Consider the following 25,554-nt stretch of genomic DNA (forward strand, 5'->3'; position numbering starts at 1 on the left):
GGCCTACGCCCAGATTCGCGACAGTGCCGAGCGGGAGTAGGTCTCCTGCGGCGTCACCGTGATCAGGTCGCAGACTTCCACGAGTTCGTTCGGTACCGCGTTGCCGAAGTGACGCAGGTTCGGCGTGATGACCGCGTCCACACCGAAGTGCCGGACGACGTCGACCAGGCGATCCACCGGTGCGTCGGTACCGGCGCCGAAAGTCACGGTTTTGCACAACTCATAGCCCAGGCGTTTCGCCAAACTCCGCATCTGCGCTTCGTCCCAATCCTGGGACACCCCTGAGACGTCCTTGCGGAGATATCCCAGCGCGGGTGGCTTGGCCCTCATCGGTTCTCCCTTGCCGCGGGTCGTTGCTGAAGTGGTCGAAGCGCCTGCACTCCCGCAGCTCGCGCGGTGTCGGCGCATCGAGGTGCAGGCTGAGCAAGGTCTTGACATCATATGTTGTCAACAGCAGTCGATGTCAACATGTGCGGCATCCGACGAACGCCACTTCCGCGCAGCGACCGAGCGCCGCCCACGTCGAGGGTACCGCCGAGTACCCGGCGGCGGCCGGGTGGACCGCTAGGCGCGAGATGTCCTGCATAGCAGCAAATTCCGAGTACACGAGACGCAGCGCACACTGCCGCACGCAGCGCATCGGCCGTGCGGCCGAACCCGACCCGGCCGCACGGCGACGAGGTCGGGCCGAGCAGGCGTGACCGGAGTCCGGCATGCGTGCCGGTCGGCTTTCTACGTCCGAAGAGTGATCGGTTCAATGGACACGATGTCGATCACCGCAATGACTCGGCAACTACCTCGCGTCATTCCAGCATCCCGGTCTGCCCACCCGCTCCCGGCGCCCGTGTCGCGGGCCTCCGAGCCGAGACCATGCCGAGCGTGATCATGCCGATACCGAGGGCGAAGTGCAGCCAGTTGTCCGCCGTGTCGAGCGGCACGAAGTTGGCGGTGCTGTCCGGGTCCACGATGAGTCCGTACAGCCACAGGACGAGGTAGACGGCTCCGCCGAAGACGAGGTACCCACGCGCCGATGTGGCGGCCCGGGCGGCGAGCACTCCGGCGATTCCGAAAGCCAGATGGACGACGTTGTGCAGCACGGATACGTTGAAAATCCCGAGCAATTGGGCTTCGGAGTGATGTCCCGCCCAGCCGATTTCGCTGTAGTCGGTGGTGATGCCGGGGATGAATCCGAGAATTCCGACAAGGAGGAAGACCGCTCCCACCGCCACGGCGGCGACCTGGACAGGGGACCGCCGATCTGTCGTCGCGCCAGGTATGGAGTCGGACATCGTCGAACCAGCCCTTTCCGGCGTCTCCGGGAGATCTCCGTCTCCACCGTGCTACCCCGGCGGAAAGGCAGCAAACAGACAGCGGCCTCTCGCGATCCCTCTGCACGGACTCGAAGCGACCGCTCGCAAGGTCCGCAGTACATCCGGCCGCGTCGCGCGGGAACCTCGGATGCGTCCCGCTGGATGCGTCGACGCCACCCCTCACCGCGTCGACAGGTCGACGGCCCCGTCTCGCGTCCGACAGCCGGGCACCGTTCGACTGAGACATGCCCCGCACACCTGACCGGCTACGGCTGAGCCGTGATCCGTGTCTCCTCCGGCGACTACGCCGCTGACTCGCGCGCGCCACCCATTCCGTGAATACTGTGGACGACTCGAAAACAACTGTCCGCCTTGCCAAGCCAACGCAGTCTGTCAGCCGGATGGTGCTGCCAGGGAGGCAATGACTGTGTTGGTTTGGTGCGTTGTGGCGATGATCGTGGTCGTCCTGCTGGGTTCGGCCGCGACGGCGATGGCGTGGGATCCGCGAGGACGTCGCCGCTCGGGCGACGCCGAGCCGGTCCCGGTCTCGGTAACCGCCGAGTCCGCAGTGCGGCGCCCCGGCGAGTGGCCGCGCACGCGCTGAATCGAGCATCGCACCGAGGTCGCATACCGGATCATGCGCGAGAGCCGGATCGTCGAGGACGGCGTCTACACGGGTTGCTCCCCCGCGTCGGCGACACGCCCTCACCCAACTCTCCAGCGACGGCTGCCAGGCCGTCGCCGCACGAAGCGGGCATTCCGCGGTTCACCGAATCCCGCTTGGTCGCCGTGGCGATCATGGTTGCGTAGGCGGCGGTAGATAGTCGGAAGCGGCCGAGGCTGCTCGCCGCCCGCACCGGCGAAGCGCATGAGCTCACCGGCGCGCGGCGGCGTCCACGCATGCCTCGGCCGCCGAAACGAGCAGCCTCAGCTGACGAGGATGCTGCCGCCCTTGGGCAGGAATCCCAACGTCGCCACCTGAAGCTCACCGAGGACGGAGCCGGTGCAATCCCGCCCGGAGTAGAACGTGACGGCACGATCGGTGCTGTTGCCGATGGTGCTCTGGAGCAGGGTGGTGGTGTGGTCGGTGTTCAGGCAACCCACCGGGTCCTCATAGCGTTCACCGTTGATCGTGACCGTGCCGACCGCGGCCTGCGCCGTCCCCACCGACAGCATGGCCGCGGCCCCTGCCAGGGCCAGCGCACCGACAAACCCAGCAGTACGAATCATTCGCGCCTCCAGTTCTTTTCGATGTCGGCCAACCCCGAAGCCGACGTCTGGTGAAAATGCGTTTGTGATTCTGTCACGAGTTCCAGCGGGAAGGAACCGTGCTGGTCAGACGCCCGCGGGCACAGCGGTCCCGGCCTCCTTGCGAACGCCGAAGGCCACGATGATCTCCATGATGCCGAGGATGATCAGCCAGACGCCCGCCACCATGGCCAGCGTGGCCACCGAGCGCACCGGCCAGACGATCAGCACGACACCGGCGATGGCGGTCACGAGACCGAAGAACACCTGCCACCAGCGCCCCGGCATTCCCGGCTCGGAAATCGCGGCTACCAGCAGCGCCACCCCGCGGAAGAGCCAGCCGATGCCGATCCACAAGCCGAGCAGCAAGAGGGAGGCCAGTTCGTCGCGGAAGCAGAAGACGCCGACGATGATGGACAGCACGCCGATGATGAACGACAGGATCCGCATACCCGTGCCTGTCGGCGCGCCGAAGGCGGCGACCAACTGCAGAACTCCGGTGACCACCAGGTAGACGCCGAAGATGATGCCCGCGGCCTGCAGGGTGATGTCCGGCCAGACCAGGATGAGGACGCCGAGAATCACCGCCATGACGCCGGTGAGCAGGATGGTTTGCCATGCCCTGCGGGCAAGAGACTGCAGAGGACCCTCTACCACGCTGTTTGTCGTCATTTGCCGATGCTATAACCCGCTCGGGCTTGATTGCTGATCATTTGCCTACCGCGTCTCTCCGTGCTCGCTCGGCTCAGCACCACGGTGTTGCCCGTTGTTCACGTTTCGCCGTCGGAGCGGTCGGGTAGTCAGTACTGAGTGACTCTTCGTCGGCGCCCCTGGGCTGCACGGGTGGGTCGGGGTTCGGTGAGACTCGGGTGGCTAGGAGAAGAGGGTGGCGGTTCTGCTCGTGTTGCAGGCGCGTGGGCTGGGTGATCTACTCACCGCGGTCCCGGCTTTACGGGCGCTGCGCCGGGCCAAACCGCACGATCGCATCGTCTTGGCGGCCCCCCAGCGGCTCAAGCCGATCGTCGATCTGATCGCGTCGGTCGACGCGCTGTTGCCGACGGCCGAACTGGGCACCCTGCGCTGGAACGCTCCCCCGCCCGAATTGGCGGTCAACCTGCACGGCGCGAGCCCCGAAAGCCTCGTCGCGCTGTCCAAGACCCAGCCCGGGCGCATCCTGTCCTTCCGCAACTCGGCGTTCCCCGAGGTGGCCGGCCCCGAATGGGAGCCGGACATGCACGATGTGGACCGCTGGTGTCACCTGCTGCAATACGACGGCATCGGCGCGGATCGCCGCAACCTAGGACTGGTTCCGCCGGTTTCGACGACCAGCCGTCGCGACTGCGTTGTCGTCCACGTCGGCGCGGGCGCACCGGCCCGCCGCTGGCCCCCGGATCGTTTCGCCGCGGTCGTGCGACATCTGCTGGTGCTCGGGCGCGAAGTGGTGCTCACCGGCGACGAATACGAGCGCGAACTCGCGCTGGGCATCGCCGCACGGGCCGGGCTGCCGATCGGCCGCGTGCTGGCCGGAGAGCAGAGCCTCATCGATCTGGCCGCCACCGTCGCCGAGGCCGCATTGGTGATCTGCGGGGACACCGGCGTAGCACACCTCGCCACGGCGTTCGGCACCCGCACCGTCCTCCTGTTCGGCCCCACACCGCCACGGTGGGCGGGTCCGCCGTCCCACCTGCTGGGCAGGCACGCCGTGCTGTGGAGCGGCCGGATCGGCGACCCGGACGCCGACACCCCCGACCCCGGCCTGTTGCAGATCGGGGTCAGCGAGGTGATCGAGGCCGTCGACAAGCAACTGGGCAAGCGCAACTGGCCCGGCACGGGCACCGAGCGGCGCAAGACGGCGTATCGGCGCGTCGGCTGACGCCGCCACCGCCGTCCCGAAGCCACCCGGGGATGACGGTCACTCGGGGAAGTGCGCGCTCCCACCGCATTCAGGCGGTTGTCGCGGCACTGCGCAGCGCCGCCGAATAGGCAGCGATCGCACTCGGCCAGAACTGTTCGAGATAGTCGCGCGCATCGGCGAGGCCGCGCGGGTCCAGGGAGTAGAGCCTGCGGTTGCCTTCCGCCCGCATCATGACCAGCCGCGCCGCACGCAACACGCGCAGGTGCTGCGAGACCGCCGAACTGGTCACGCCGACTTCTCGCGCGAGTTCGCCCACCGAGCGCGGGGCCTGCGGCAGGGCCTCGAAGATCGCGCGACGGGTCGGGTCCGCCAGAGCGGTCAGGGCGCGCACTCCATTAGTCGCCACTCACACAGTCTGGTCAACTGACGTTTTGCTGGTCAACTCCTGGGTAAGACATCGTTTTCCCAGTTCGCGCCGAAAACCGCGACGATCCGTTACCTCTTCGTTACCGTCGAACTGGGCATTTATCCGCCCGTGACGGTTGCCACAAGATTGCGAGCGGGGTACACGGCTGCCGTACGTTCGTTCCCATGCCCGTGACCTTTCCGTTACCGATCCGTCGCGGCGTGACCCGGTTCCGCCGCAATCACGCCGCCACCCGCGTGGTCGCCGCCTCCGCGGTCGTCACCGCCTCCCTCGGCATCCTCGCCGCGGCACAGCAGGACCAGGACGCCGACGCGTCCGCCCGCCTCGTCGCGGGAAAAATCGCCTCCGGCGAGATCCGCCCGGCAGAGGGCATGGCTCAATTCGCCCTCTTCGCCCCGCACGAAACGCAAGCTCCGCAGGCCGCCCACGCGCCGGAGGCCTGGGATCCGAATCGCCTCGCGCAGAATTTCGCGCGCCCTAAGACCGTCCGGCCCGTCGGCGGGGTGCTCACCTCGAACTACGGCGCGCGCTGGGGCACGATGCACGCGGGCTTGGACTTCGGCGACCCGCTCGGCGCGCCGATCGCCGCGGTCACCGACGGCGTCGTGATCGAGGCCGGTCCCGCTTCCGGCTTCGGGCTGTGGGTGCGCGTGCAACAGGATGACGGCACCGTGGGCGTCTACGGCCACGTCAACGACATCCTCGCCGCCGTCGGCCAGCCGGTCCGCGCGGGCGACGTCATCGCGACGGTCGGCAACCGTGGGTACTCCACCGGCCCGCATCTGCACTACGAGGTCCACCTTCCCGGCGGCGTACCGATCGATCCGCAGCCGTGGCTGGCCCAGCGCGGCATCGACGTCGGGCACGCCCCGGAGGACTGATCCCTCTCGTTCGCGGGACATGAGGGGCTTGCGAACCGACTCGGCGGCAGAGCCGTCGCCCGCGACGGGCCGTGAACGCAACAACGCGTTCACGGCCCATTAGATCCGGTTGCCGAGGTCGCGGGCGACGATATTGTCCAACGCGCGTTCGGCGACGGCGGCGATCGTCATCGACGGGTTGCACGCCGCGGTGTTACCCGGCATCAGCGCTCCATCGAGCACGTAGAGTCCGGGTTGGTCGTGGACGCGTCCGTCGAGATCGCAGACCGCGCCCATGCTCGCCCCGCCGAGCGGATGCCAGGTCGAGGGGAACAAGGCGTTGGTATCGATCAGCATGCCGTCCGGACCGGCGATCTTGTGGACGGCGGGGCCGATGTGATTGTCCTGGATGTAGCTGTCACCGCCGGCGGGCCAGTGCAGGATCGCGTCGTCGCGTGCCGAATCGTAAGTGAAGCCGCCGCGTCCGTCGCTGACACCGTATCCGACCATCATGGTGCTGCGAGCGTCCAGCGACAGGGGCGGGATGGAGGCCTGGATCACGGTGTGGGCGGCGTGCGGGTCGTCCCAGTTCTTGCTGCCGTAGACCACCGGGCCGCCTTGCGGGGCGCCGAACTCGGCCGAGGGATCGGTCCAGACGTAGATGCGGTCGGCGTTGGTACCCCAGCCTTGTCCCAATCCGTCGGGCAGATCGCGGATGAGCCCCTTGGCCCCGGCACGCACCAGCAGCCGGGTGGTATTGAGACTGCCCGCCGCCAGGATCAGCGCGCCGGTGGTCAGAACCTTGTGCTCGACCACCGCGCCGGTGGTGTCCAGCCGCTGCACATGCACGATCCAGCGGCCGTCGGAAGCCCGTTCCACGTCGGTCACCTCGTGCAAGGTCTCCACCCGCACCCGACCGGTGGCTTCGGCGGCCGCGATGTAGGTGACGTCGACCGAATGCTTGCCGCCGTTGTTGACGCCCATCGCGCCGTCGCCGTTGGTGTAGGACGCTTTCATCTCCCCGCGCAGTTCGGCGAGCGCGAAATCCCAGTCGATGGGCATCGGGATCTTCGACAACGGCATGCCCGCCCGACGGACACGATCGGCGAACACCCTCGCCGCCCGGTAATTCTCGCTGGCGATCAGCTCGTCGGGGGCCTCGGCAAGGCCGAGCATCCCGGCCACGCGCGGGTAATGAACCCGGTCCATCAACGCCCAGTCGAGTTCTTGCGGGAAGTGGGTATCGAACACCTCCCGGCTCGGTTGCAGCGACATCCCTTGATAGACAAGAGAACCGCCACCCACGCCCGCCGCGCACAGCGCGGTCATATTCTCCCCCGGCACCGCTTCGACCAGGCCGGTGTAGGGTTCGAACACCATCGGACGGCCGAACAGATTCGGGCTGGATCGGCACCACAGCAGTCGTTTGTCGGGCGAGGACGCTCGTGGGAAAGTCTCGGCGTTCGGCCCGGTCCTCCAGCGCAGGCCCCGTTCGAGCACGGTCACCGGCACCCCTGCCTGAGCGAGGCGCAGGGCGCTGACACCACCACCGAAACCCGAACCGACAACCACCACACGGTGCTCTTCACGAGTCAACGGAACGTTGTTCACCTGGGCGGCGGCGGGCGCAGCCATCGAACGAGCACCGAGAGCCGCGGCGCCGACCGCGGCGACGCCGGTCAACAGTGAGCGGCGCGAGATTCTTGTCATCAGGGATCCTTCATGGTGGGCATACCGCAAGGCACGCCGTGAACTCGCTCGTCGAAAGCTTCACCGAGCGCTTATTCGGGTGCTGCGAGGTCGCCGAGACCGACGAGCGCAGCGGGGTAGCCGATTCGGCGAGATGGCGGTTCGAGCAGACTCGATCGGCCGAGCGCTATGGCCGGCGTCGGCGCGGAACGAGCCGGGCCGCAGCGGCCGCTCGAGTCGTGCATGCCACCGATCCCAGTTCGTACATCGACAACTCTCCATCGGTATCGCCCCGGCATCAGCGGGAGTGGCCTGCATCACGATAGGTACTTGCTATGGCTTCGGTCACAACAAGCACGAACCGGACAGTAACATGGTTACCACCGTGTTGGGTACATGCGATGTCAGGTTTATCGATGGCGAATTTTCGGCGCTGCGCCAACCTGCGACGGTTCCGCGGTATCGCCCGTGCCGATAGCCGATACCGTGGTACTAGAGGCGAATAGCGCCGCGGCGGGACGCTCACGAGGGTCGGCGATTCCTACGTTCGGTCCATGTCCACAACACATTTCGCCGCCGCACCACGGGACGGGTCGTCGGCGCCGCGGCAGGGCGCGAGTACGAAGGTAGCGATGCGCGGGCGACTGCATCGCCCGCTGCTGGGCACGGTCGCCGCGATGGCCGCGCTCGTCCTGTTCTCACTCGCGGCGATGCTGGTCGACGACCGCACACTGCTGGGCGAATCCGTCTGGCTCAAGCCGATGAAATTCGGCTCGGCGTTCTTCCTCTACAGCCTCACCCTGGCCTGGCTGCTGTCGTTGCCGCACAAGGGCAGCCGCGCCACCTGGTGGCTGGGCGCGGTGTTCGCGGTGACCGGTTTCGTCGATGTCGGTTTCGTCGTCTTGCAGGCCGCACGCGGCACGTTCAGCCATTTCAACACCGAGGACGACCCGGTGAACTCGATCGGGCAGGTGATCTTCGCCTCCGGCGTGCCCGGCCTCTTCCTCGCCAACCTCGTGATCGTGCTCATTCTGTCCTGGCAGCGCTTGGTGGACCGGCCGACGGCACGAGCCATCCACGCCGGCCTGGCGCTGGCCGTCGTCGGTATGGCGCTGGGCTACCTGATGGGATTCACCGGTAAGCAGCTCGTGCGCGACAGCGACGGACGGATCGTCGAACTGGCCGCCGGCCACACGGTCGTGCCCGACGCGAGCGATCTCGCGCCGCGCGACGCCATGGGCGGCATGCCGATCACGCACTGGAGCACTGTCGGCGGTGACCTGCGCGTTCCGCACTTCGTCGGACTGCACGGCATTCAGATTCTGCTGCTCACGGCCGTCACCCTCGCCTGGCTGGCTCCGCGCTATCGCTGGCTGCGCCCGGAGCGAGCCCGCACCGCGGTCGTCGGTGTACTGGCGGCCGGTTACGCGGGACTGCTGGCGCTGGTCTTCTGGCAGGCGATGCGCGCGCAGTCGCTGGTCCACCCGGACACCGCGACCTGGCTCGCCGGCTGCGGGCTCGCCACGACTGTCGCAGCGCTGCTCGGCACGGTCTATCTACGCCACCGTGCTACCGGCGGCGCGCACCGCCGGAGGTCGAGGGAGCCGGTCAGCGCAGACGTTCCGCGTCGCGGGTGAGCGCGACCAGGGTCTTGCCCAGCGCCGCCAGCTCCTCGGGCGTCGCCCCCTCGTCGATGGCGATGGCGACGTCCTCGGCGGCGCAGCGGGCGGCGAACCAGCGATCGGCCAGGTCGGCGGCCTCCTGGGCGCTGAGCACCACCGCATCGTCGGGAATCCCGGTTCCCTTCAGACTGTTGCGGTGTTCGTAGGCGCGTTGGCGACAGGACTGACGGCAGTACCGGCGACGGCGGCCGGCCTCCGATTCCACGATCTCCCGCCCACACCACTGGCAGGACAAGCGGCGCGACATGACGCTGAACACTAGTAGCTCGCCGCCCGCCATCCGCTCAGCGACCCCCGCGAATCACCCGGCGCCGGGCGTGACGAGCCTGCCGCGACCAGGGCACTACAATGGAACGGTTCACCGCGGCCGCGTCGGGAACTATCGGCGCAGGCCCGATCGTTGTACTTCAGGTCCGGCGAGCGCACCGCGCACTCGTGCGGACACGGTCGCAGCGCACGAAGACTCGAGCACACAGGGAGAGGCACACCATGGCAGATCGCGTACTCCGAGGCAGTCGGCTCGGAGCGGTGAGCTACGAGACCGATCGCGACCACGACCTGGCTCCGCGTCGGATCGCCCGGTACCGGACCGACAACGGCGAGGAATTCGACGTCCCCTTCGCCGACGACGCCGAGATCCCGCCGACCTGGCTGTGCCGCAACGGCCAGGAGGGCGTGCTGATCGAGGGCACCACGCAGGAGGCCAAGAAGGTCAAGCCGCCGCGCACGCACTGGGACATGCTGCTGGAGCGCCGCAGCAAGGAGGAGCTCGAGGAGCTGCTCAAGGAGCGCCTCGAACTGCTCAAGACCCGCCGCCGCGCCTGACGGCCCGCTGATACGGAAACGGCCGCCGCATCTTCTCGATGCGGCGGCCGTTCGCTGTTCGTGTCGTCACTCGCCCGTCAGTGGCTCGCCACCTTGCGATAACGCAGCAGCGCCAGCGGCACGGCCACCGCGAGGATCGCCACCGAGCAGGCCACCGCGTATTCGACACAGTGGTCGGCGGCCCAGCCGCTGGGCGGGACGAAAGTGGGCGGCGAGTCGTTATCGAACAGCTTGCGTCCCGCCGCCGACACCGCGGTGATCGGATTCCATTCGGCGATCGTGCGCAGGGGCCCGGGCAGGGTCTCGGCCGAGATGAACGCCGAGGAGATGAACGTCAGCGGGAACAGCCAGATCAGCCCCGCGCTCTGCGCCACTTCCACTGTCGGTGACAGCAAGCCGGTCAGCGCGCCGATCCAGGACATCGCGAACGCGAAGAGCAGGATCACGGCGAACGCCAGCACCGCGTCGGTGACGCTGCCGTGGATGCGCCAGCCGACGACGTACCCGCACCCGACCATCACGGCCAAGCTGAGAATGTTGACCACCAGATCCGACAGCGTGCGGCCCATCAGCACGGCCAACCGCGACATCGGTAGCGCCCGCATCCGGTCGATGATGCCCTTCTGCAGGTCGCCGGCGAGCCCGACGGTGGTGAACGCGGCGTTGAACGCGACCGTCTGGGTGAAGATGCCCGCGAGCAGGAATTCCCGGTACTGCCCACCGCCGAGCGAGGCGCCGAAGATATAGGCGAACAGGAACACGAACATCAACGGCTGGATCGTGGCCGTCACCAGCAGGGTGGGCACGCGCAGGATGGTCAGCAGATTGCGGTGGGCGACGATCGCGCTGTCCCGGAACAGCCGCAGCCGCGGGCCGGAATCCCGCTGCGCCGCGTCTTTTCTCGGCTCCGGCTCCGCCGTCGGGGCTTGTTCCCCGACCATTGCCGTGCTCACGACATGATCTCCTCTGGTAGGTCGTGGTTTTCCGGTGCCATGGCCGGCGCGCTGCCCGGCTTGCCGGTGAGGGAAAGGAATACGTCGTCGAGGCTGGGCCGGTGCACGTTCGCGTCGACGACGCAGACGCCCGCGTCGTCCAGCCTGCGCAGCGCCTCCACCATGGTGCGCGAGCCGTCGCCGACCACCACCGACACCTCCTCGGTGCCTGCCTCGTGCGCGGGCTCGCCGACGCCGATCTGCGCCAACACCGCCAGCGCGGGCGCGGCGGCCTGCCCGGCGGCCAGGGTGACGGTGAGCCGGTCACCACCGATCGAGGTCTTCAACTCGTCGGCCGAGCCGCGCGCGATCACGCGCCCGTGGTCGATGACGGTGATCCGATCGGCCAGCAGGTCCGCCTCTTCCAGATACTGCGTGGTGAGCAGCACCGTGGTGCCGTCATCGACGAGGTCGCCGATCACCTTCCACATGTCCAGCCTGCCGCGCGGGTCCAACCCGGTGGTCGGCTCGTCCAGTACTACCACGGACGGCCGGGCGACCAGCGCACCCGCGAGGTCGAGCCGCCGGGCCATGCCGCCGGAGTAGGTTCCGGCCCTGCGGTGCGCGGCATAGTCCAGCCCGAGGGCATCGAGCAGTTCGGTGGCCCGGGCGCTCGCCTGTTTCGGGGACATCCCGTACAGGCGAGCCACCATACGCAGGTTCTCGTAGCCGGACAGGTTGGTGTCCACGGCGGCGTACTGACCGGACAGCCCGATCCGTTTGCGCGCCGCCGCCGGGTCACGCAGCACATCGATGCCCGCTACCCGCACCGACCCGGCGGATGGCTTCAGCAGCGTGGTGACGATCCGCACGGTCGTCGTCTTGCCCGCGCCGTTCGGGCCGAGCAAGCCCATCACGGTGCCGGTGGGAATACGTAGGTCGACCTCGTCCAGCACGCGGACCCGGCCATAGTTCTTCACCAGGCCGGTTACCTCCACCGCCAGACTCACCGGTGCGTCTCCTTCGTCTCCAGCCACCTCGACAGCACCGGCCCGATCTCGGCCAGCGCCTCGGGTGTGGTCATCGCGGAATGCCCGCAGCGCAGCTCGTAGTCATGGACCGCGCCGGTGATGTACGGCTGCCATGCCTCGGCGCGCCGATCCGGATCGGCCCGGTTGACCGGGTCGTCGCCCGCGGTGAAGAACAACAGGTCACCGTCGAACGCACGGGGCCGGAAGCTGTGCGCGAGCACGGTGCCGTTCTCGTAGCCGGCGTAGAGCCGCTCCAGATGTTCGACGGTCAGCGCCGCGAACGGCCCGGAACGCGCGCGCAGCAGTTCGGCCGCGTCGCGCAGGCTCATGCCCGGATCGATCTCCCCGTCGAGTTCGTCGCTGCCGAACTCCCCGACGATCTCGGCCACGCTCGGGGTCGCCTCCTCGAGCAATGCGTCCGACAGCCGGTAGCTGTCCATCATCGACAGCAGCGCGACCTCCTCGCCGGCTTCCTGCAGCTGCACCGCCATCTCCTGCGCGATCAGTCCGCCGAGTGACCAGCCGAGCAAGTGGTAGGGCCCCTGCGGCTGGATTTCCTTGATCCGGGCCACGTAGTGGCTCGCGGCCTCGGCGATCGACTCGTGCCCGGCCTCTCCCGCGACATGCGGAGCCTGCAAGCCGTACACCGGGCGGTCCGACGGCAGGTGCGCGAGCAACCCCGAATAGCACCATGCCAATCCGATCGCCGGGTGCACGCAGAACAGCGGCGCCGGGCTTGCCGCGGTACTCGGCCGGATCGGCAGCACCGGCGCCAGCATCGCCGCCACCGCGGCGCCCGAGGTCGCGCCTTCACCGTCCAGCCGCGCCGCGATGGCCGCGGGCGTCGCGTCGCCGAACATCAGCTGCACCGGCAGGTCGATGCCGGTTTCCCGGACGTGCGCAACCACTTTCGTGGCCAGCAGGGAGTTGCCGCCGAGTTCGAAGAACCCGTCGTCCACGCCCACCGACTCGACACCGAGTACCTCGGCGAAGGCCGCGCACAGCGCCTGCTCCGTCGGGGTGGACGGGGCGCGGTAGCCCTCACCCGTGGTGAACACCGGTTCCGGCAGCTTGGCGCGGTCCAGTTTGCCCACCGGGCTCAGCGGCACCTCGTCGAGCAGCATGATCGATTGCGGAACCATGTAGTTCGGCACCAGCCGGGCCAGGTGCCCGGTCAACTCGGCCGCGGTGAGTGTCACGCCGTCGCGGGCCTTGACGTACGACACCAGCGCCGTCGCGCCCGCCGGGGTGCGATGCCCGATGGTGGTGGAGAAGGCCACCGCGCCATGGCGGGCGAGCGCGGCGTCGATCTCTCCGAGTTCGATACGGAAACCGCGGATCTTGACCTGATGGTCGGTGCGGCCGACGTACTCGATCTCGTGCGCGGCGTCCGCCGACCCGTTCTCGCGCGTCCCTGCCCACCAGCGCACCAGATCGCCGGTGCGGTACATCCGCTCCCCCGGCTTGCCGAACGGGTTGGCGACGAACCGCTGGGCGGTCAGACCAGGACGATTCAGGTAGCCACGGGCGAGAGCGTCACCGGCCAGGTGCAACTCCCCGGTCACTCCGATCGGAGCCGGATGCAGTCGCGCGTCCAGGATCGCCGCGTTGACGCCACGGATGGGGCCGCCGATGGTGATCGGCCCACCCGGCGTCATCGGCTGTGAGATGACCGTGACGATGGTCGTCTCGGTGGGACCGTAGACGTTGTACAGGCTGCGGCCGGGCGCCCACCTGGTCACCAGATCCGGCGGCAGCGCCTCACCGCCGACCAGCACGTGCTGCAACTCGTCGAGTCCGGTGGGGTCGACCGTGCCGAGGGCGGAGGTGGTGATGAACGCGTGGGTGATCCGCTCCTCGGCGAAGACCCGTCGCAGGTCATCGCCGCCGACCACGCCGGTGGGCGTGATCACCAGAGTGGCAGCGCCGCCGAGGGACAGCAGCAGATCGAGCATCGCGGCGTCGAAGCTCGGCGTGGCGAAGTGCAGTACGCGGCACCCCGGCTGGACGTCGAACCGGGACGCCGTCTCGGCGGCGAAGTTCGACAACCCGCCGTGGGTGACCATCACGCCCTTCGGCGTGCCGGTGGAGCCGGAGGTGTAGATCACGTACGCCGGGTTGTCGATCCGCAGCGGGGCGAGGCGCTCGGTCTCGGCGATCGGCTCGTCCGGCGCGTCCAGCACCAGCCCGCGGAAGTCCGGATCGTCGAGCACGATCCACTCCGTGCCCTCGGGCATCTCGTTGCGGTAGCCCGACAGCGTGATGCCCAGCGCCGCACCGGAATCCGACAGCATGTGCGCGATGCGCTGCTGCGGGTACAACGGGTCGACCGGCACGAACGCCGCTCCGGCCTTGGCCACAGCGAGCACCGTCGCCACCGACTCGACCGATCGCGGGATGCCGAGCGCCACCAGAGTTTCCGGACCGACCCCACGGGCGATGAGCACCCGCGCCAGCCGGTTCGTCCAGCGATCCAGGGCGCCGTAGGTCACCTCGGTACCGTCGGAGACCAGGGCGACCGCGGCGCGGTCGACGCTCGCCGCCTGCTCGAACACCTCGGGGAAGGTGATCGGCCGGTCCGGTTTGCCACCGCGTACCGGCGCCAGGCCCGACCACTCGGCGGGGTCGAGCAGTTCCAGATCGCCCACCGCGGTCGTCGGGCTCGCGGCGATCGCGGCGAGCAACCGGGTCAGCCGCTTGCCGAGCCGCTGCGCGGTCGACTCGTCGAACAGATCCTTCGCATAGTTCACCGCCACGGTGATGCCGGCCGGATCGCGCTGCGCGGTCTGCGTTTCGGTCAACGTGAACTGGAGATCGAACTTGGCGACTCCCGTGTCGATGTCAGCCGCCTCGATGCGCAGTCCGGGCAGGTCCAGCCCGCCGACCGGCTCGTTGCGCACCGACAGCATCACCTGGAACATCGGATGGTGCGCCTGAGATCTGGCCGGGTTGAGCACCTCCACGAGACGCTCGAACGGCAGGTCCGCGTGGGCGAAGGCGTCCAGATCGGTTTCGCGCACCGCGTGCAGCAGGTCGGTGAACCGTGCGCCGGGGTCGAGGCGGGTGCGCAGCACCAGCGTGTTGACGAACATGCCGACCAGCCGGTCCAGGGCGGGGTGACCGCGGCCCGCGATCGGGGTGCCGACGATGATGTCGTCGGTAGCCGTCATGCGGTGCAGCAGCACCGCGAGCGCGGCGTGCAGGACCATGAACAAGCTGACGTTGTTGCCGCCCGCGATCGCCTGCAGTTCGCGGTGGGTGACCGGGTCCACCGCGCACTCCACCGTGCCGCCCCGGTAGGACGGAGCAGGCGGACGCGGCCGGTCGGCCGGTACGGTCAGCAACTCGGGGATGCCGTCGAGAGTGTGCCGCCAGTAGTCCAGCTGCTTGCTCACCGCCGAGTCCGGGTCGTCCTCGCTGCCGAGCACGTCCTGCTGCCACAGCGTGTAATCGGCGTACTGGACCTCCGGCTCCGCCCAGTCCGGCGCGTTACCGCCGCAGGCCGCGCGGTAAGCGACGGCGACATCGGCGGCCATCGGCTCGAGCGACCAGCCATCCATCGCGATGTGGTGCACGACCACGACCAGAACATGCTCGGCGGGCTCCGCGGGCTCGTCGCCGCCGGTCGACACCGAGATCAGTGCCGCCCGGATCGGAACGGCCGCGGCCAGATCGAACCCCGGTGCCGCGAAACGCCGTACGATGCCCTCCACTTGCTCCGGCCGCACCGTCGCCCGCGCCAGCGAGATCGCCGCTTCGGCCGGATCGAGGACGACCTGGGCGGGTGCGCCGTCGCTCTCCGGGAACACCGTGCGCAGGGTCTCGTGCCTGGCCTGCACCGCGTGCAGTGCGCGAATGAGAGCGTCTACGTTCAAGCTGCCGGTCATGCGCAGCACGAGCGGGACGTTGTAGGCGCCGGCCGACTGTCCCGGGGCCGAGCCGCCACCGGCGTTGAAACGGTTGAGGAACCACAGTCGCCGTTGCGCGGCCGACAGCGGGATGCGCTCCGGGCGTTGCCTGCGCACCAGCGCGGGGCGGTCGGCGTCGGACTCGGCGCCCGCGTCCAGCAACTCGGCGAGCCCGGCGACCGTCGGCGTGGCGAACACCATGCGCACGGCCAGTCGCACGTTCGTCGCCGCGGCCAGCCGGGCGACGAGCTGCGTGGCCAGCAACGAGTTGCCGCCGATGTCGAAGAAGCTGTCGTCGGCGCGCACGTCCGCGGCGCCGACGAGCTCACCCATCACCGCGGCGACCAAACCCTCCGTTTCGGTCCGGGGCTCGCGACCGGTGGGGTGCGCGAGGAATCGGGGCTCGGGCAATGCGCTGACATCCAGCTTCCCGACCGGCGTCAGCGGGATCGTGTCCAGCACGGTGATGCCCGCGGGCACCATGTGTGCGGGCAGCCGTCGCGCGACGGAGGCGCGCACCGCCTCGGGGTCCACCCCGGCCGTGCGGTCGGCCGGCTGGACGTAGGCGATGATCCGGTCGGCGCCCGCGATGCGGCGCACCTCGGTGTGCGCGAACCGCACGGACGGGTGTTCGCCGAGCACGGCGGTGACCTCGCCGAGTTCGACGCGGAAACCGCGCAGTTTCACTTGGTGGTCGCTGCGGCCGAGGTAGGCCAGCTCGCCGGAAGCACTCCAGCACACCACGTCCCCGGTCCGGTACATCCTGGCTCCCGCCGGGCCGTACGGATCGGCCACGAAACGTGCGGCGGTGAGACCGAACCGGTCGAAGTAACCGCGCGCGACACCGTGCCCCGCGAGGTACAACTCGCCGGGAACGCCGACCGGCACCGGGCGCAGCCGCTCGTCGAGCACCAATCCTCGAGCGCCACGCACCAGGCTGCCGATGCTGATCGGTTCGCCGACCCGCAGGGGACCGGACATGGTGATGACGACCGTGGTCTCGGTGGGTCCGTACACATCGCACATCACGCGGCCCGGCGCCCAGCGCGCCACCAGGTCCGGCGCCACCGCCTCACCGCCGACCAGGAGCGCACGCATGTGCGGCAGCGGCCACTGTTCGCGATCGATGGTGGCCAGCGCGGCCGGCGTCATGAAGCCGTGGGAGACCTGCTCGCGGTCCATCAGCGCGGCCAGTTCGTCGCCGCCGTAGATGTCGGTCGGGCAGATCACCATCGCCGCGCCCGCGCCCAACGCGATCAGCAGATCCAGGATCGCCGCGTCGAAACTCGGCGAGGCGAAGTGCAATGTGCGGGAATACTCGTCGACGCCGATGCGGTCGCGGATCTCGTCGGCCAGGTTGGACAGGCCGCTGTGGGTCACCGCGACGCCCTTGGGCTTTCCGGTGGATCCCGAGGTGTAGATCAGGTAGGCCAGATCGGCGACCTGGATGGTGCGCGAGCGTTCGCTATCGTGAATCGGCGCGTCGTCGTGGCCGTCGAGTTCGGCGGCGAACTCGGGACGGTCCAGCAGCAGCCACTCCGTGTGTCCTCCAGCGGGGGCGCCCGCGCGCAGCTGCTCCACATGCGCCGCTACCGTGACGCCGATCGCGCAGCCGGAGTCGGTGAGCATGTGCTGGATCCGGTCGGGTGGGTACTTCGGGTCGACCGGGACGAACGCCGCGCCGGACTTCGCCGCCGCCAGCATCGTCACCACCGAGTCGATCGAGCGGACGAGCCCCAGCGCGACACGCGTCCCGGGGCCGAGTCCGCGCGCGATCAGCGCACGCGCCAGGCGGTTCGAGCGCCGGTCGAGCTCGGAGTAGGTGAGCGATGCCGTGCCGGCGCGCAGCGCCGTGTTGTGCGGATACCGCTGCGCGGTAGCCGTGAAGTACGCGGCCAGCGTGCACGGCGGTGCCGCCTGCCCGCCCCGCGCCGGGGCGAGGGTGCGGTGCTCGTGGTCGGTGCGCGCGTCGACGTCGCGGACCAGTACGCGCGGGTCACCGGTGACGGCCGTGAGCACGCGTAAGAACCGGTCCGCCAGCGTCTCGATCGTCATCGCGTCGAAAAGCTCGGTGGCGTAGACGAATTCGAAAACGCTCTCCGGATCGCCCGAGACGGATCCCGGGCCACCCGCGTCGTTGGAGACGCGCAGCTCCAAGTCGAATTTCGCCAGCGCGATGTCCAACGGCTCCGCGCGCAGCGCGAGGCCGGGCAGTTGCAGTGCCGGCACCGGGCCGTCCTGCACGCTCAGCGCCACCTGGAACAGCGGGTGACGACCCGAGGAGCGGGCCTCCGCGCCGAGTTCCTCCACGATGCGCTCGAACGGAATGTCGGCGTGCGCCATCGCGGCCAGCTCGGTGTCCCGGTCGGCGCGCAGCAGATCGGCGAAGCTGCGGTCCGGGTCCACGTCCGAACGCAGCACCAGCGTGTTCACGAACATGCCCACCAGGTCGTCGAGCTTGGTGTCGGTACGGCCCGCCACCGGTGTGCCGATCACGATGTCGCGACCGCCGGTGACGCAGCGCAGCAGCACCGCGAACGCCGAACGCAGCACCATGAACGTGCTGACGCCCTGTTCGCCTGCCAGCGCGGCGAGCCCGCGCCGCAGCTGCTCCGGCACCGCGAAGCGCACCGTCCCGGCCTGCTGCGTCGGCTCCGAGGGACGCGGCCGGTCATAGGGCAGCGGCAGCTGGTGGGGGATGCCGGCCAGCGCGGTACGCCAGTACTCCAGCTGGGTCGCCGCGACACTGCCGGGGTCGTCTTCGGAGCCCAGGCAGGCACGCTGCCAGAGCCCGAAGTCGGCGTACTGCACCGGCAGCGGCGTCCACGACGGGGCATCTCCCTCGTGCCGCGCCGCGTACGCGACAGCGAGGTCCCTGGTCAGCGGACCGAGCGACCAGCCGTCGGCGGCGATGTGGTGCACCACCACGCCGAGCAGGTAACGCTCGGGCGCGGTGCGCAGCAGCGCCAGACGCACGGGCGTCTGCTTGGTGAGATCGAATCCGTTGTGCGCCAACGACTCCAGCGCGTCCTTCGCGCCGGAGTCGTCGATGTCGGTGACCGTCAGATCCGGCACGGCCCGCTCGACCGGAAGCACGACCTGCTGTGCGCCCTCGGCGTCCTCCGGGAAGACGGTGCGCAGCACCTCGTGTCGCCGCAGCACGTCGGTGAGCGCCTCCCGCAGCGCGGGCACGTCCAGATCTCCGGCGACGCGGATCACGAAAGCGATGTTGTAGGCACTCGATTCGGGCGCGAAGCGGTTGAGGAACCACAGACGCTGCTGCGGCAGCGACAATGGGATACGTCCCGGACGCGGCGTCCGCACCGCCAGCGCCGGCCGCTGCGTCCGGGGCGCTCGGTCCACATGCGCGGCGATCCCGGCGACCGTGGGCGCCTCGAAGATCGACCGTACCGGCAGCTCCACACCGAACTCCGCGTGTAGCGCGGCGGCGAGCCGGGTAGCCAGTAGCGAGTTGCCGCCGAGGTCGAAGAAACTGTCCTCGGCTCCGGTGACCGGGCGCCCGAGCACCCCGCCGAACACGCCGGCCACGGCCAGCTCCAGTGCCGTGCTCGGCGCGCGAGACGTCCCGGCGGCCGCGAACACCGGTTCCGGCAACGCCTTTCGGTCCAACTTGCCCGCGGGAGTGACCGGGATCTCGTCGAGTACGGCCACCGAGGCCGGGACCATGTAGCCTGGCAGCCGCCTGCGCGCGGTTTCCAGCACCGCCTGCGCCTCCACCGGACGGTCGGCCGTGACATACGACGCGAGCCGCACCTGGCCGTGCTCGTCGGTGTGCACCACGGTGAGCGCGAACCGGACACTGGGATGCAGGCGCAGCACGTTGTCGATCTCGCGCAGTTCGATGCGGAAACCGCGGATCTTGATCTGGTCGTCCGCGCGTCCGAGGAACCGCAGCTGCCCCGACCGCTCCATGACGACCAGGTCGCCGGTGCGATACATCCGCTCCCCGCGCCTGCCGTGCGGGTTGGCCACGAACCGTTGCGCGGTCAGGCCGCAACGCCCGTGGTAGCCGCGCGCGACACCGGGACCCGACACGTACAGCTCGCCCGGCGTGCCGGGCGGGACCGGGTGCAACCGGTTGTCCAGCACGAACAGTCGCATGCCGCGCACGGGCGTCCCCAGCGGCACCGGACGGCCCGGCTCCATCGGCCCGCTCGCGGTCGCCGCGACGGTGGCCTCCGAGGGACCGTACATGTTGTGCATGCGATGTCCGGCGGTCCAGGTCTCGACGAGTTCCTCCGAGCAGGCGTCGCCGCCGACGATGACCGTCGCCAGCTCGTCGAGCCCCTCGTTCGGCACGGTGGCCAGCGCGGCGGGTGTGACGAAGGCGTGGGTGACCCGCTCCTCGCGCAACAGTGTGGCCAGCTCGGCGCCGCCGTACATGCCCGAGGGGGCGATCACCATCGTCGCGCCCGCGGCGAAACCGAGCAGCATCTCCAGCACCGACGCGTCGAAGCTGGGCGAGGAGAAGTGCAGCGTGCGCGCCGCGTCCGTGATGCCGAACAGGTGGTTCTGCTCACCGGCGAGGGAGGCGATGCCCGCGTGGGTGACGACCACCGCTTTCGGCGTGCCGGTGGAGCCGGAGGTGTAGATGAGATAGGCCGGGTGGCTCACCCGCAGCGGATGGTGCCGTTCCTCGTCGGTGATCGGATCCGCCGAGTGACCTCGGAGTTCGGCCGTCAGTTCCGCGGAGCCGAGAACCAGCCAGTCGACGTAGGCCTTGCGGTGCTTGCCCCGCGCCGTGGGCCAAGCGGGCATGGCCGCGAGGCATTCGGGATCGGTCAGGCCCACCATCGCGCCCGAGTCACCGATCATGTGCGCGATTCGCTCGCCCGGGTAGTTCGGATCGATCGGCACATACGCCGCACCGGTTTTGGCGACCGCCCACACTGCGGTGATCGCGTCGAGACCGCGCGGCAGCGCGATCGCGACGACCGTCTCTGGACCGGCGCCGTGGTCGATGAGGGCGCGCGCCAGCGTGTTCGAGCGCTCGTCGAGTTGGCGGTAGGTGGTGTCGGCGCCGAGGTAACGCACCGCCACCGCGCCCGGCACGCGGCGTGCGGTGTCGGTCAGCAACGTGGCCAGGGTGATCGGCGGCTCGGCGGGTGCGCCCCCGATGGGCACCAGGTTCTCGGTTTCCCTGCGGTCCAGGATCGGCAGGTCGCCCACCGGCAGTTCGGGGGCGGCCACGCCGCCGGCGAGCACCGCGATGAAACGGCGGGCGAACGACTGCACCGTGGAACGGTCGAAAACATCGGTCGTATAGCCGAATTCGGCCGACAGCGGTCCGTCGCCGGAGTCGTCGTGCACGACCAGCTGCAGGTCGAACTTGGCGACGTCGGAGGCGATCGGCAGCACTTCGGCACGCACACCGGGCAGATCGATCCGCAGGTCCGGCGCGTGGTCGTAGGACAGCATCACCTGGAACAGCGGGTGGCGCGAGGGGGAACGCTCCGGGTTGGCCACCTCGACCAGCCGCTCGAACGGCACGTCGGCGTTGGCGAAGGCGTTGAGGTCGGTCTCGCGCACCACGTCGAGCATCCGGTCGAACCCGGATCCCTGGTCGACCGCGGTGCGCAGGACCAGCGTGTTGACGAACATGCCGACCAAGTCGTCGAGCGCCGGATCGGAACGGCCCGCGATCGGGGTGCCGATGGCGATGTCATCGCTCGCGCACAACCGCGACAGCAGCGTCGCCAGCGCCGCGTGCAGCACCATGAACATGCTCACGCCCCGGCTGGCCGCGAGCTCGATCGCGCCGCGGCGGATCTCCGCCGGAATGGTGAACTCGACGCGGCCGCCGACGGTCGATCGGCGCAGTGGACGCGGGCGGTCCAGGGGGAGGTCGAGTTGCTCGGGGAGCCCGGCCAGCGCCGAACGCCAGTGCGTCAGCTGGCGGCTGAGCGCACTGGCCGGATCGGATTCCTCACCGAGCAATTCGCGCTGCCACAGCGCGAAGTCGGCATACTGCACCGGCAACTGCGTCCACTGCGGCGCGACACCGTTCGCACGCGCCGCCACCGCGGTCATCAAATCCTTGGCCAGCGGCGCGATGGACCAGCCGTCACCGCAGATGTGATGCAGGACGATGAGGAAGACGTGCCGCTGCGCTCCGGTGCGGTAGAGGGCAACCCGGATCGGGGCCTGGGCGCGTAGATCGAAGCCGTAGCCGGCGTACTCGGTCGCCAGCCCGGCCACGTCGTCGTCGGTGACATCGATCGGGTCGAGCGTCAGCGGGATCGCCTCTGCCGGGTGGATCAGCTGGAAGGGCCCGTCCGGCGATTCGGGGAAGGTGGTGCGCAGGCTCTCGTGCCGCTCGATCACATCGACCAGACCCGCCCGCAGCGCGGCCACGTCAAGGGGTCCCTCCACCGCGACGGCCAGCGGCATGTTGTACGCGGCGGCATGCTCGGAGAACCGGTTCAGGATCCACAGCCGCTGCTGCGCCTGCGACAGCGGAATCCGCTCCGGCCGCTCGGCCGGCGCCAGCCGCGGTGAGGACGCGTCGGTGGTCTGCATGGCGAACCGCTGGGTGAGCGCGTCGATCGTGGCGGCCTCGAACAGATCCCGGATGCTCAGCGCGGTGCCGAGCGCGGCGTTGATCCTGGCCACCGCCCGAGCGGCGATGAGCGAGTTGCCGCCCATATCGAAGAAGTTGTCCTGGATGCCGATCTCGGTGTCGAGGACCTCGGCGAAGATGCCCGCGAGCACTCGCTCGACCTCGGTGCGCGGTTCGGCGATCGGCCGGATCGAACGCGGCCCGAACACGGGAGCGGGCAGCGCTTTGCGATCGATCTTGCCGTTGGCGCTCAACGGTAGCTCGTCGAGTTCCATCAGCGCGGAGGGCACCATGTACCCGGGCAGCGTATGGCGCAGGGTGGTGAGCAGCGCTGAGGTGTCCAGCCGGGCGTCGTCGTGCTCCTGCCTGGCGACGACGTAGGCGACCAGCTCGTCACCGGCGCGTCCGGTGTGCGCCACGCACACCGCGCGAGCGACCTTCGGGTCTTCGAGCAGGGCGGCCTCGATCTCACCGAGTTCGATGCGCAGGCCGCGGATCTTGACTTGGAAATCGCTGCGGCCCAGATATTCCAGCACACCCGGCTCCGCGCCGGAGCGGCCGATCTGCCAGCGGGCCAGGTCGCCGGTGCGGTACATCCGCGCGCCCGGGGTGAAGGGGTTGGCCACGAACCGGTCGGCGGTGAGCCGCGGCTGTCCGAGGTAGCCGCGAGCCAGTTGGATCCCGGCGAGATACAGTTCGCCGACCACGCCGGGCGGAACGGGCCGCAGCCGGTCGTCCAGCACATACGTCTGGGTGTTCCACACCGGCGAACCGATCGGCACGGCGCTCGCGTCGGGCGGGCACGGCCAGTAGGTGACGTCCACGGCGGCCTCGGTCGGGCCGTACAGGTTGTGCAGTTCGGACGCGGGTAACGCCGCGTAGAACTCGCGCACCGTGGCGGCGGGCAGCGCCTCGCCACTGCAGAACACCCGGTGCAGACTGGTGCAACCGCGCAGATCGGCCTCCGTAACGAAGACCGACAGCATGGACGGCACGAAATGCGCTGTGGTGACGCGCTTGCGGGCGATGACCCGCGCGAGGTACTCCGGGTCGCGGTGCCCGTCCGGCGCGGCGACGACCAGCCGTGCGCCGATCTGTAAGGGCCAGAAGAACTCCCAGACCGAGACGTCGAAGGTCGCCGGGGTCTTCTGCAGCACCGCGTCGGCGCGGCTGAGCGGATACTCGTGCTGCATCCAGCGCAGGCGGTTGACGATGGCGGCATGAGTAACACCGACGCCCTTGGGTTTTCCGGTCGATCCGGAGGTGAAGATCACGTAGGCCAGGTGGCCGGGGCGTAACTCGCCTCTGCGATCGGCGTCGGTGATCGGCGCGTCGTCGAAGGCGGACGCCTGCGCGGAGTCGATGTCCAGCCGGGTGGCGATCGCGGGCAGTTCGATCTCGTCGCGGGCCACCGTGAGCACACACAGCGGCTCGGCCTGACGGACGATCTGCCCGATCCGCTCGGCCGGATGCTCGGTGTCCAGCGGTAGGTACGCCGCCCCGGACTTGATGATCGCGTACATGCCGACCACCAGGTCGAGGCTGCGGCGTAGGCACAGACCGACCGTCGTGTCGGGTCCGGCGCCCCGCGCGATGAGCAGCCGAGCCAGGCGGTTGGCGCGGGCGTCGAGTTCGGCGTAGGTCAGCGCCTCGTCGCCGAATTCGAGCGCGATCGCCTCCGGGTCGGTCGCGACGCGCTCGGCGAAGAGGCTCGCCAGTGTGCCTTCTTGCCGGGTCGCCTCGGTGGCGTTCCAGCCGTGCAGGACCTGTTCCCGCTCGGCCAGGGTGATCGCGCCGAGCGACTCGGTGGGCTGCGTCGCTTCAGCTGCCAGGAACCGGCCGAGGAAGTCCAGATAGCGTGCGTGATGCACGTTCACCTCGGCCTCGCCGTAGAGGCGGGGGTTGGCTTCGAAGTCGACGTGCAAGCGCCCGCCCGCGCCGTTGTAGACGTTGACCGAGAGGTCTTCCACCGGGCCGGTGGCCAGCACGTGCATGGAGCCGACCAGGCTGCCGAAACGCAGCTCCTCGTGGAACAGCATCAGGTTGACCATCGGACCGAAGAACCCGCGGGCGTCGCGGGAGTAACCGCTGTCGCGCCGGATGTCGTCGTGCCGGTAGCGCTGATGACGCAGGGCGCCGGTGATCTGCAGCTCGACGACTTTCACCAGGTCGCCGATCGTGGTGGACTCGTCGAACCGCAGCCGGATCGGCACGACGTTGGACACCACGCCCGCCGAGCGGCGCAGCGACACCGTGGTGCGCGCCGAGACCGGCAGGCTCAAGACCACGTCCGGGTTGCCCGTCACCGACCGCACGTAGACGGCCAGCGCCGCGACGAACACCGCCGAATCGGTCGTGTTCCAGGCGCTGGTCGCCGCCTCGATCGCGGCATGGTGTTCGTCGGTCAGCACGGCGGCGGCCAGCCTGCGTCCGGCGTCGTGCGTGGCGGCGCCGAGCCTGGTCCCGCCCAGGCTCACCGGCTCGCCCACCCCCGACAGCTGCCCTGCCCAGTACTCGCGATCGCTCTGGAAGCGGCTGGAGTCGTGGTAGCGCGCCTCGTCGGCGTAGATCTCGGCCAGCGGAGTCGCCCGCGAGGCGACCGGCTCGGTTCGGTTCTCCAGTGCGGTGTAGATCTCCGCGGTACGGGTCAGTGCGTTCATCGCGCCGTAACCATCGATGACGATGTGGTGGGCGAACGAATACCAGATGTAGTCGGTCTCCCCGATCCGCAGGACCGCGTTGGAGGTCAGTGGGTCGCGTTCCAGATCGATCGGCGAACTCGTGTGCTCGTGCATCCAGCGCAGCGCCGCGGCGTACGGATCGGCTTCACCACGCAGGTCGATGCGGACCCAGCCCGGCCGGTGCACCGGATCCACGATCTGATACGGAGTGCCATCGATCTCCACCAAGCGCAGCTGACCCACCTGGGTCTCGGCGCCGAAACGCTCGATCGCGTACAGCAGCCGTCCCTCGTCCAGGTCGCCGTGTATCTCGACGTACTGGGAGATCGTCAACGGTACGTCGGGCCGGATGCGCTGCGCGTACCAGAGAGCCGTCTGTGCGGGTGACAGTGCAAACGGTTGTGCCGAAAATTCGCCGGATGAACATTGGTCGACGCGATCCGTGGCCAATGAACTCATCAATCACTCCGTTCTGCCGCTGTTGACGCAACTCCCCGAGCACCACTACAGCAAGCGCACGCGCGCC

General features: G+C 69.2%; 15 protein-coding genes. 5 read left to right on the top strand and 10 right to left on the bottom strand.

From position 1 onward, the window contains the following. Positions 1–3: 3 nt before the first annotated feature. A complete protein-coding gene (locus tag M8859_RS06135; protein WP_249643967.1) occupies positions 4–330 on the bottom strand; it encodes a hypothetical protein in 327 nt (108 codons plus the stop codon). A gap of 473 nt (positions 331–803) precedes the next feature. Beyond that, positions 804–1,289 carry a DUF4383 domain-containing protein gene (locus tag M8859_RS06140; RefSeq protein ID WP_159925293.1) on the bottom strand — a complete coding sequence of 162 codons (486 nt, stop codon included), beginning with the start codon at positions 1,287–1,289 and terminating at the stop codon, positions 804–806. A gap of 442 nt (positions 1,290–1,731) precedes the next feature. On the opposite strand from M8859_RS06140, the gene M8859_RS06145 reads away from it, so the two are divergent. Then, positions 1,732–1,914, top strand: coding sequence for a hypothetical protein (locus tag M8859_RS06145; protein WP_159925295.1), 183 nt, complete (start codon positions 1,732–1,734; stop codon positions 1,912–1,914). Positions 1,915–2,237: 323 nt separating this feature from the next. Here the strand turns inward: M8859_RS06145 and M8859_RS06150 are convergent, their stop codons facing one another. Further along, positions 2,238–2,540 carry a hypothetical protein gene (locus M8859_RS06150; protein WP_249643968.1) on the bottom strand — a complete coding sequence of 101 codons (303 nt, stop codon included), beginning with the start codon at positions 2,538–2,540 and terminating at the stop codon, positions 2,238–2,240. Positions 2,541–2,645: 105 nt separating this feature from the next. Then, complete coding sequence (locus M8859_RS06155; RefSeq protein ID WP_159925299.1) at positions 2,646–3,230, bottom strand: HdeD family acid-resistance protein; 585 nt, start codon at positions 3,228–3,230, stop codon at positions 2,646–2,648. 214 nt (positions 3,231–3,444) lie between these two features. Between M8859_RS06155 and M8859_RS06160 the strand changes: the two genes are divergently transcribed. Continuing rightward, positions 3,445–4,431, top strand: a complete 987-nt coding sequence (locus tag M8859_RS06160; RefSeq protein WP_195071173.1) for a glycosyltransferase family 9 protein — start codon at positions 3,445–3,447, stop codon at positions 4,429–4,431. 70 nt (positions 4,432–4,501) lie between these two features. Here M8859_RS06160 and M8859_RS06165 read toward each other — a convergent pair whose 3' ends face one another. Beyond that, complete coding sequence (locus M8859_RS06165; RefSeq protein ID WP_159925303.1) at positions 4,502–4,819, bottom strand: ArsR/SmtB family transcription factor; 318 nt, start codon at positions 4,817–4,819, stop codon at positions 4,502–4,504. 185 nt (positions 4,820–5,004) lie between these two features. On the opposite strand from M8859_RS06165, the gene M8859_RS06170 reads away from it, so the two are divergent. Next, a complete protein-coding gene (locus M8859_RS06170) occupies positions 5,005–5,721 on the top strand; it encodes a M23 family metallopeptidase (RefSeq protein WP_159925305.1) in 717 nt (238 codons plus the stop codon). A 99-nt stretch (positions 5,722–5,820) separates the two neighbouring features. On the opposite strand, the gene M8859_RS06175 is transcribed toward M8859_RS06170, so the two are convergent. After that, positions 5,821–7,410 carry a GMC oxidoreductase gene (locus M8859_RS06175; protein ID WP_159925307.1) on the bottom strand — a complete coding sequence of 530 codons (1,590 nt, stop codon included), beginning with the start codon at positions 7,408–7,410 and terminating at the stop codon, positions 5,821–5,823. Between the two features lie 533 nt (positions 7,411–7,943). Between M8859_RS06175 and M8859_RS06180 the strand changes: the two genes are divergently transcribed. Next, positions 7,944–9,026, top strand: coding sequence for a hypothetical protein (locus tag M8859_RS06180; protein WP_195071175.1), 1,083 nt, complete (start codon positions 7,944–7,946; stop codon positions 9,024–9,026). On the opposite strand, the gene M8859_RS06185 is transcribed toward M8859_RS06180, so the two are convergent. Beyond that, the gene (locus tag M8859_RS06185; RefSeq protein WP_159925309.1) at positions 8,998–9,318 is read right to left on the bottom strand and encodes a hypothetical protein; all 321 of its coding nucleotides are present in this window, start codon (positions 9,316–9,318) and stop codon (positions 8,998–9,000) included. The genes M8859_RS06180 and M8859_RS06185 overlap by 29 nt on opposite strands. Positions 9,319–9,560: 242 nt before the next feature. On the opposite strand from M8859_RS06185, the gene M8859_RS06190 reads away from it, so the two are divergent. Next, complete coding sequence (locus M8859_RS06190) at positions 9,561–9,896, top strand: RNA polymerase-binding protein RbpA (protein WP_043691230.1); 336 nt, start codon at positions 9,561–9,563, stop codon at positions 9,894–9,896. 77 nt (positions 9,897–9,973) lie between these two features. Here the strand turns inward: M8859_RS06190 and M8859_RS06195 are convergent, their stop codons facing one another. From M8859_RS06195 to M8859_RS06205, 3 genes are all read right to left on the bottom strand, one after another. Next, complete coding sequence (locus M8859_RS06195) at positions 9,974–10,756, bottom strand: ABC transporter permease (protein ID WP_159925550.1); 783 nt, start codon at positions 10,754–10,756, stop codon at positions 9,974–9,976. A gap of 89 nt (positions 10,757–10,845) precedes the next feature. Next, the gene (locus tag M8859_RS06200) at positions 10,846–11,838 is read right to left on the bottom strand and encodes an ATP-binding cassette domain-containing protein (protein ID WP_159925311.1); all 993 of its coding nucleotides are present in this window, start codon (positions 11,836–11,838) and stop codon (positions 10,846–10,848) included. Then, the gene (locus M8859_RS06205) at positions 11,835–25,487 is read right to left on the bottom strand and encodes a non-ribosomal peptide synthetase (RefSeq protein ID WP_249643969.1); all 13,653 of its coding nucleotides are present in this window, start codon (positions 25,485–25,487) and stop codon (positions 11,835–11,837) included. The genes M8859_RS06200 and M8859_RS06205 overlap by 4 nt, the downstream gene beginning before the upstream one ends. Positions 25,488–25,554 lie beyond the last annotated feature (67 nt).

The organism is Nocardia sputi, from assembly GCF_023501985.1.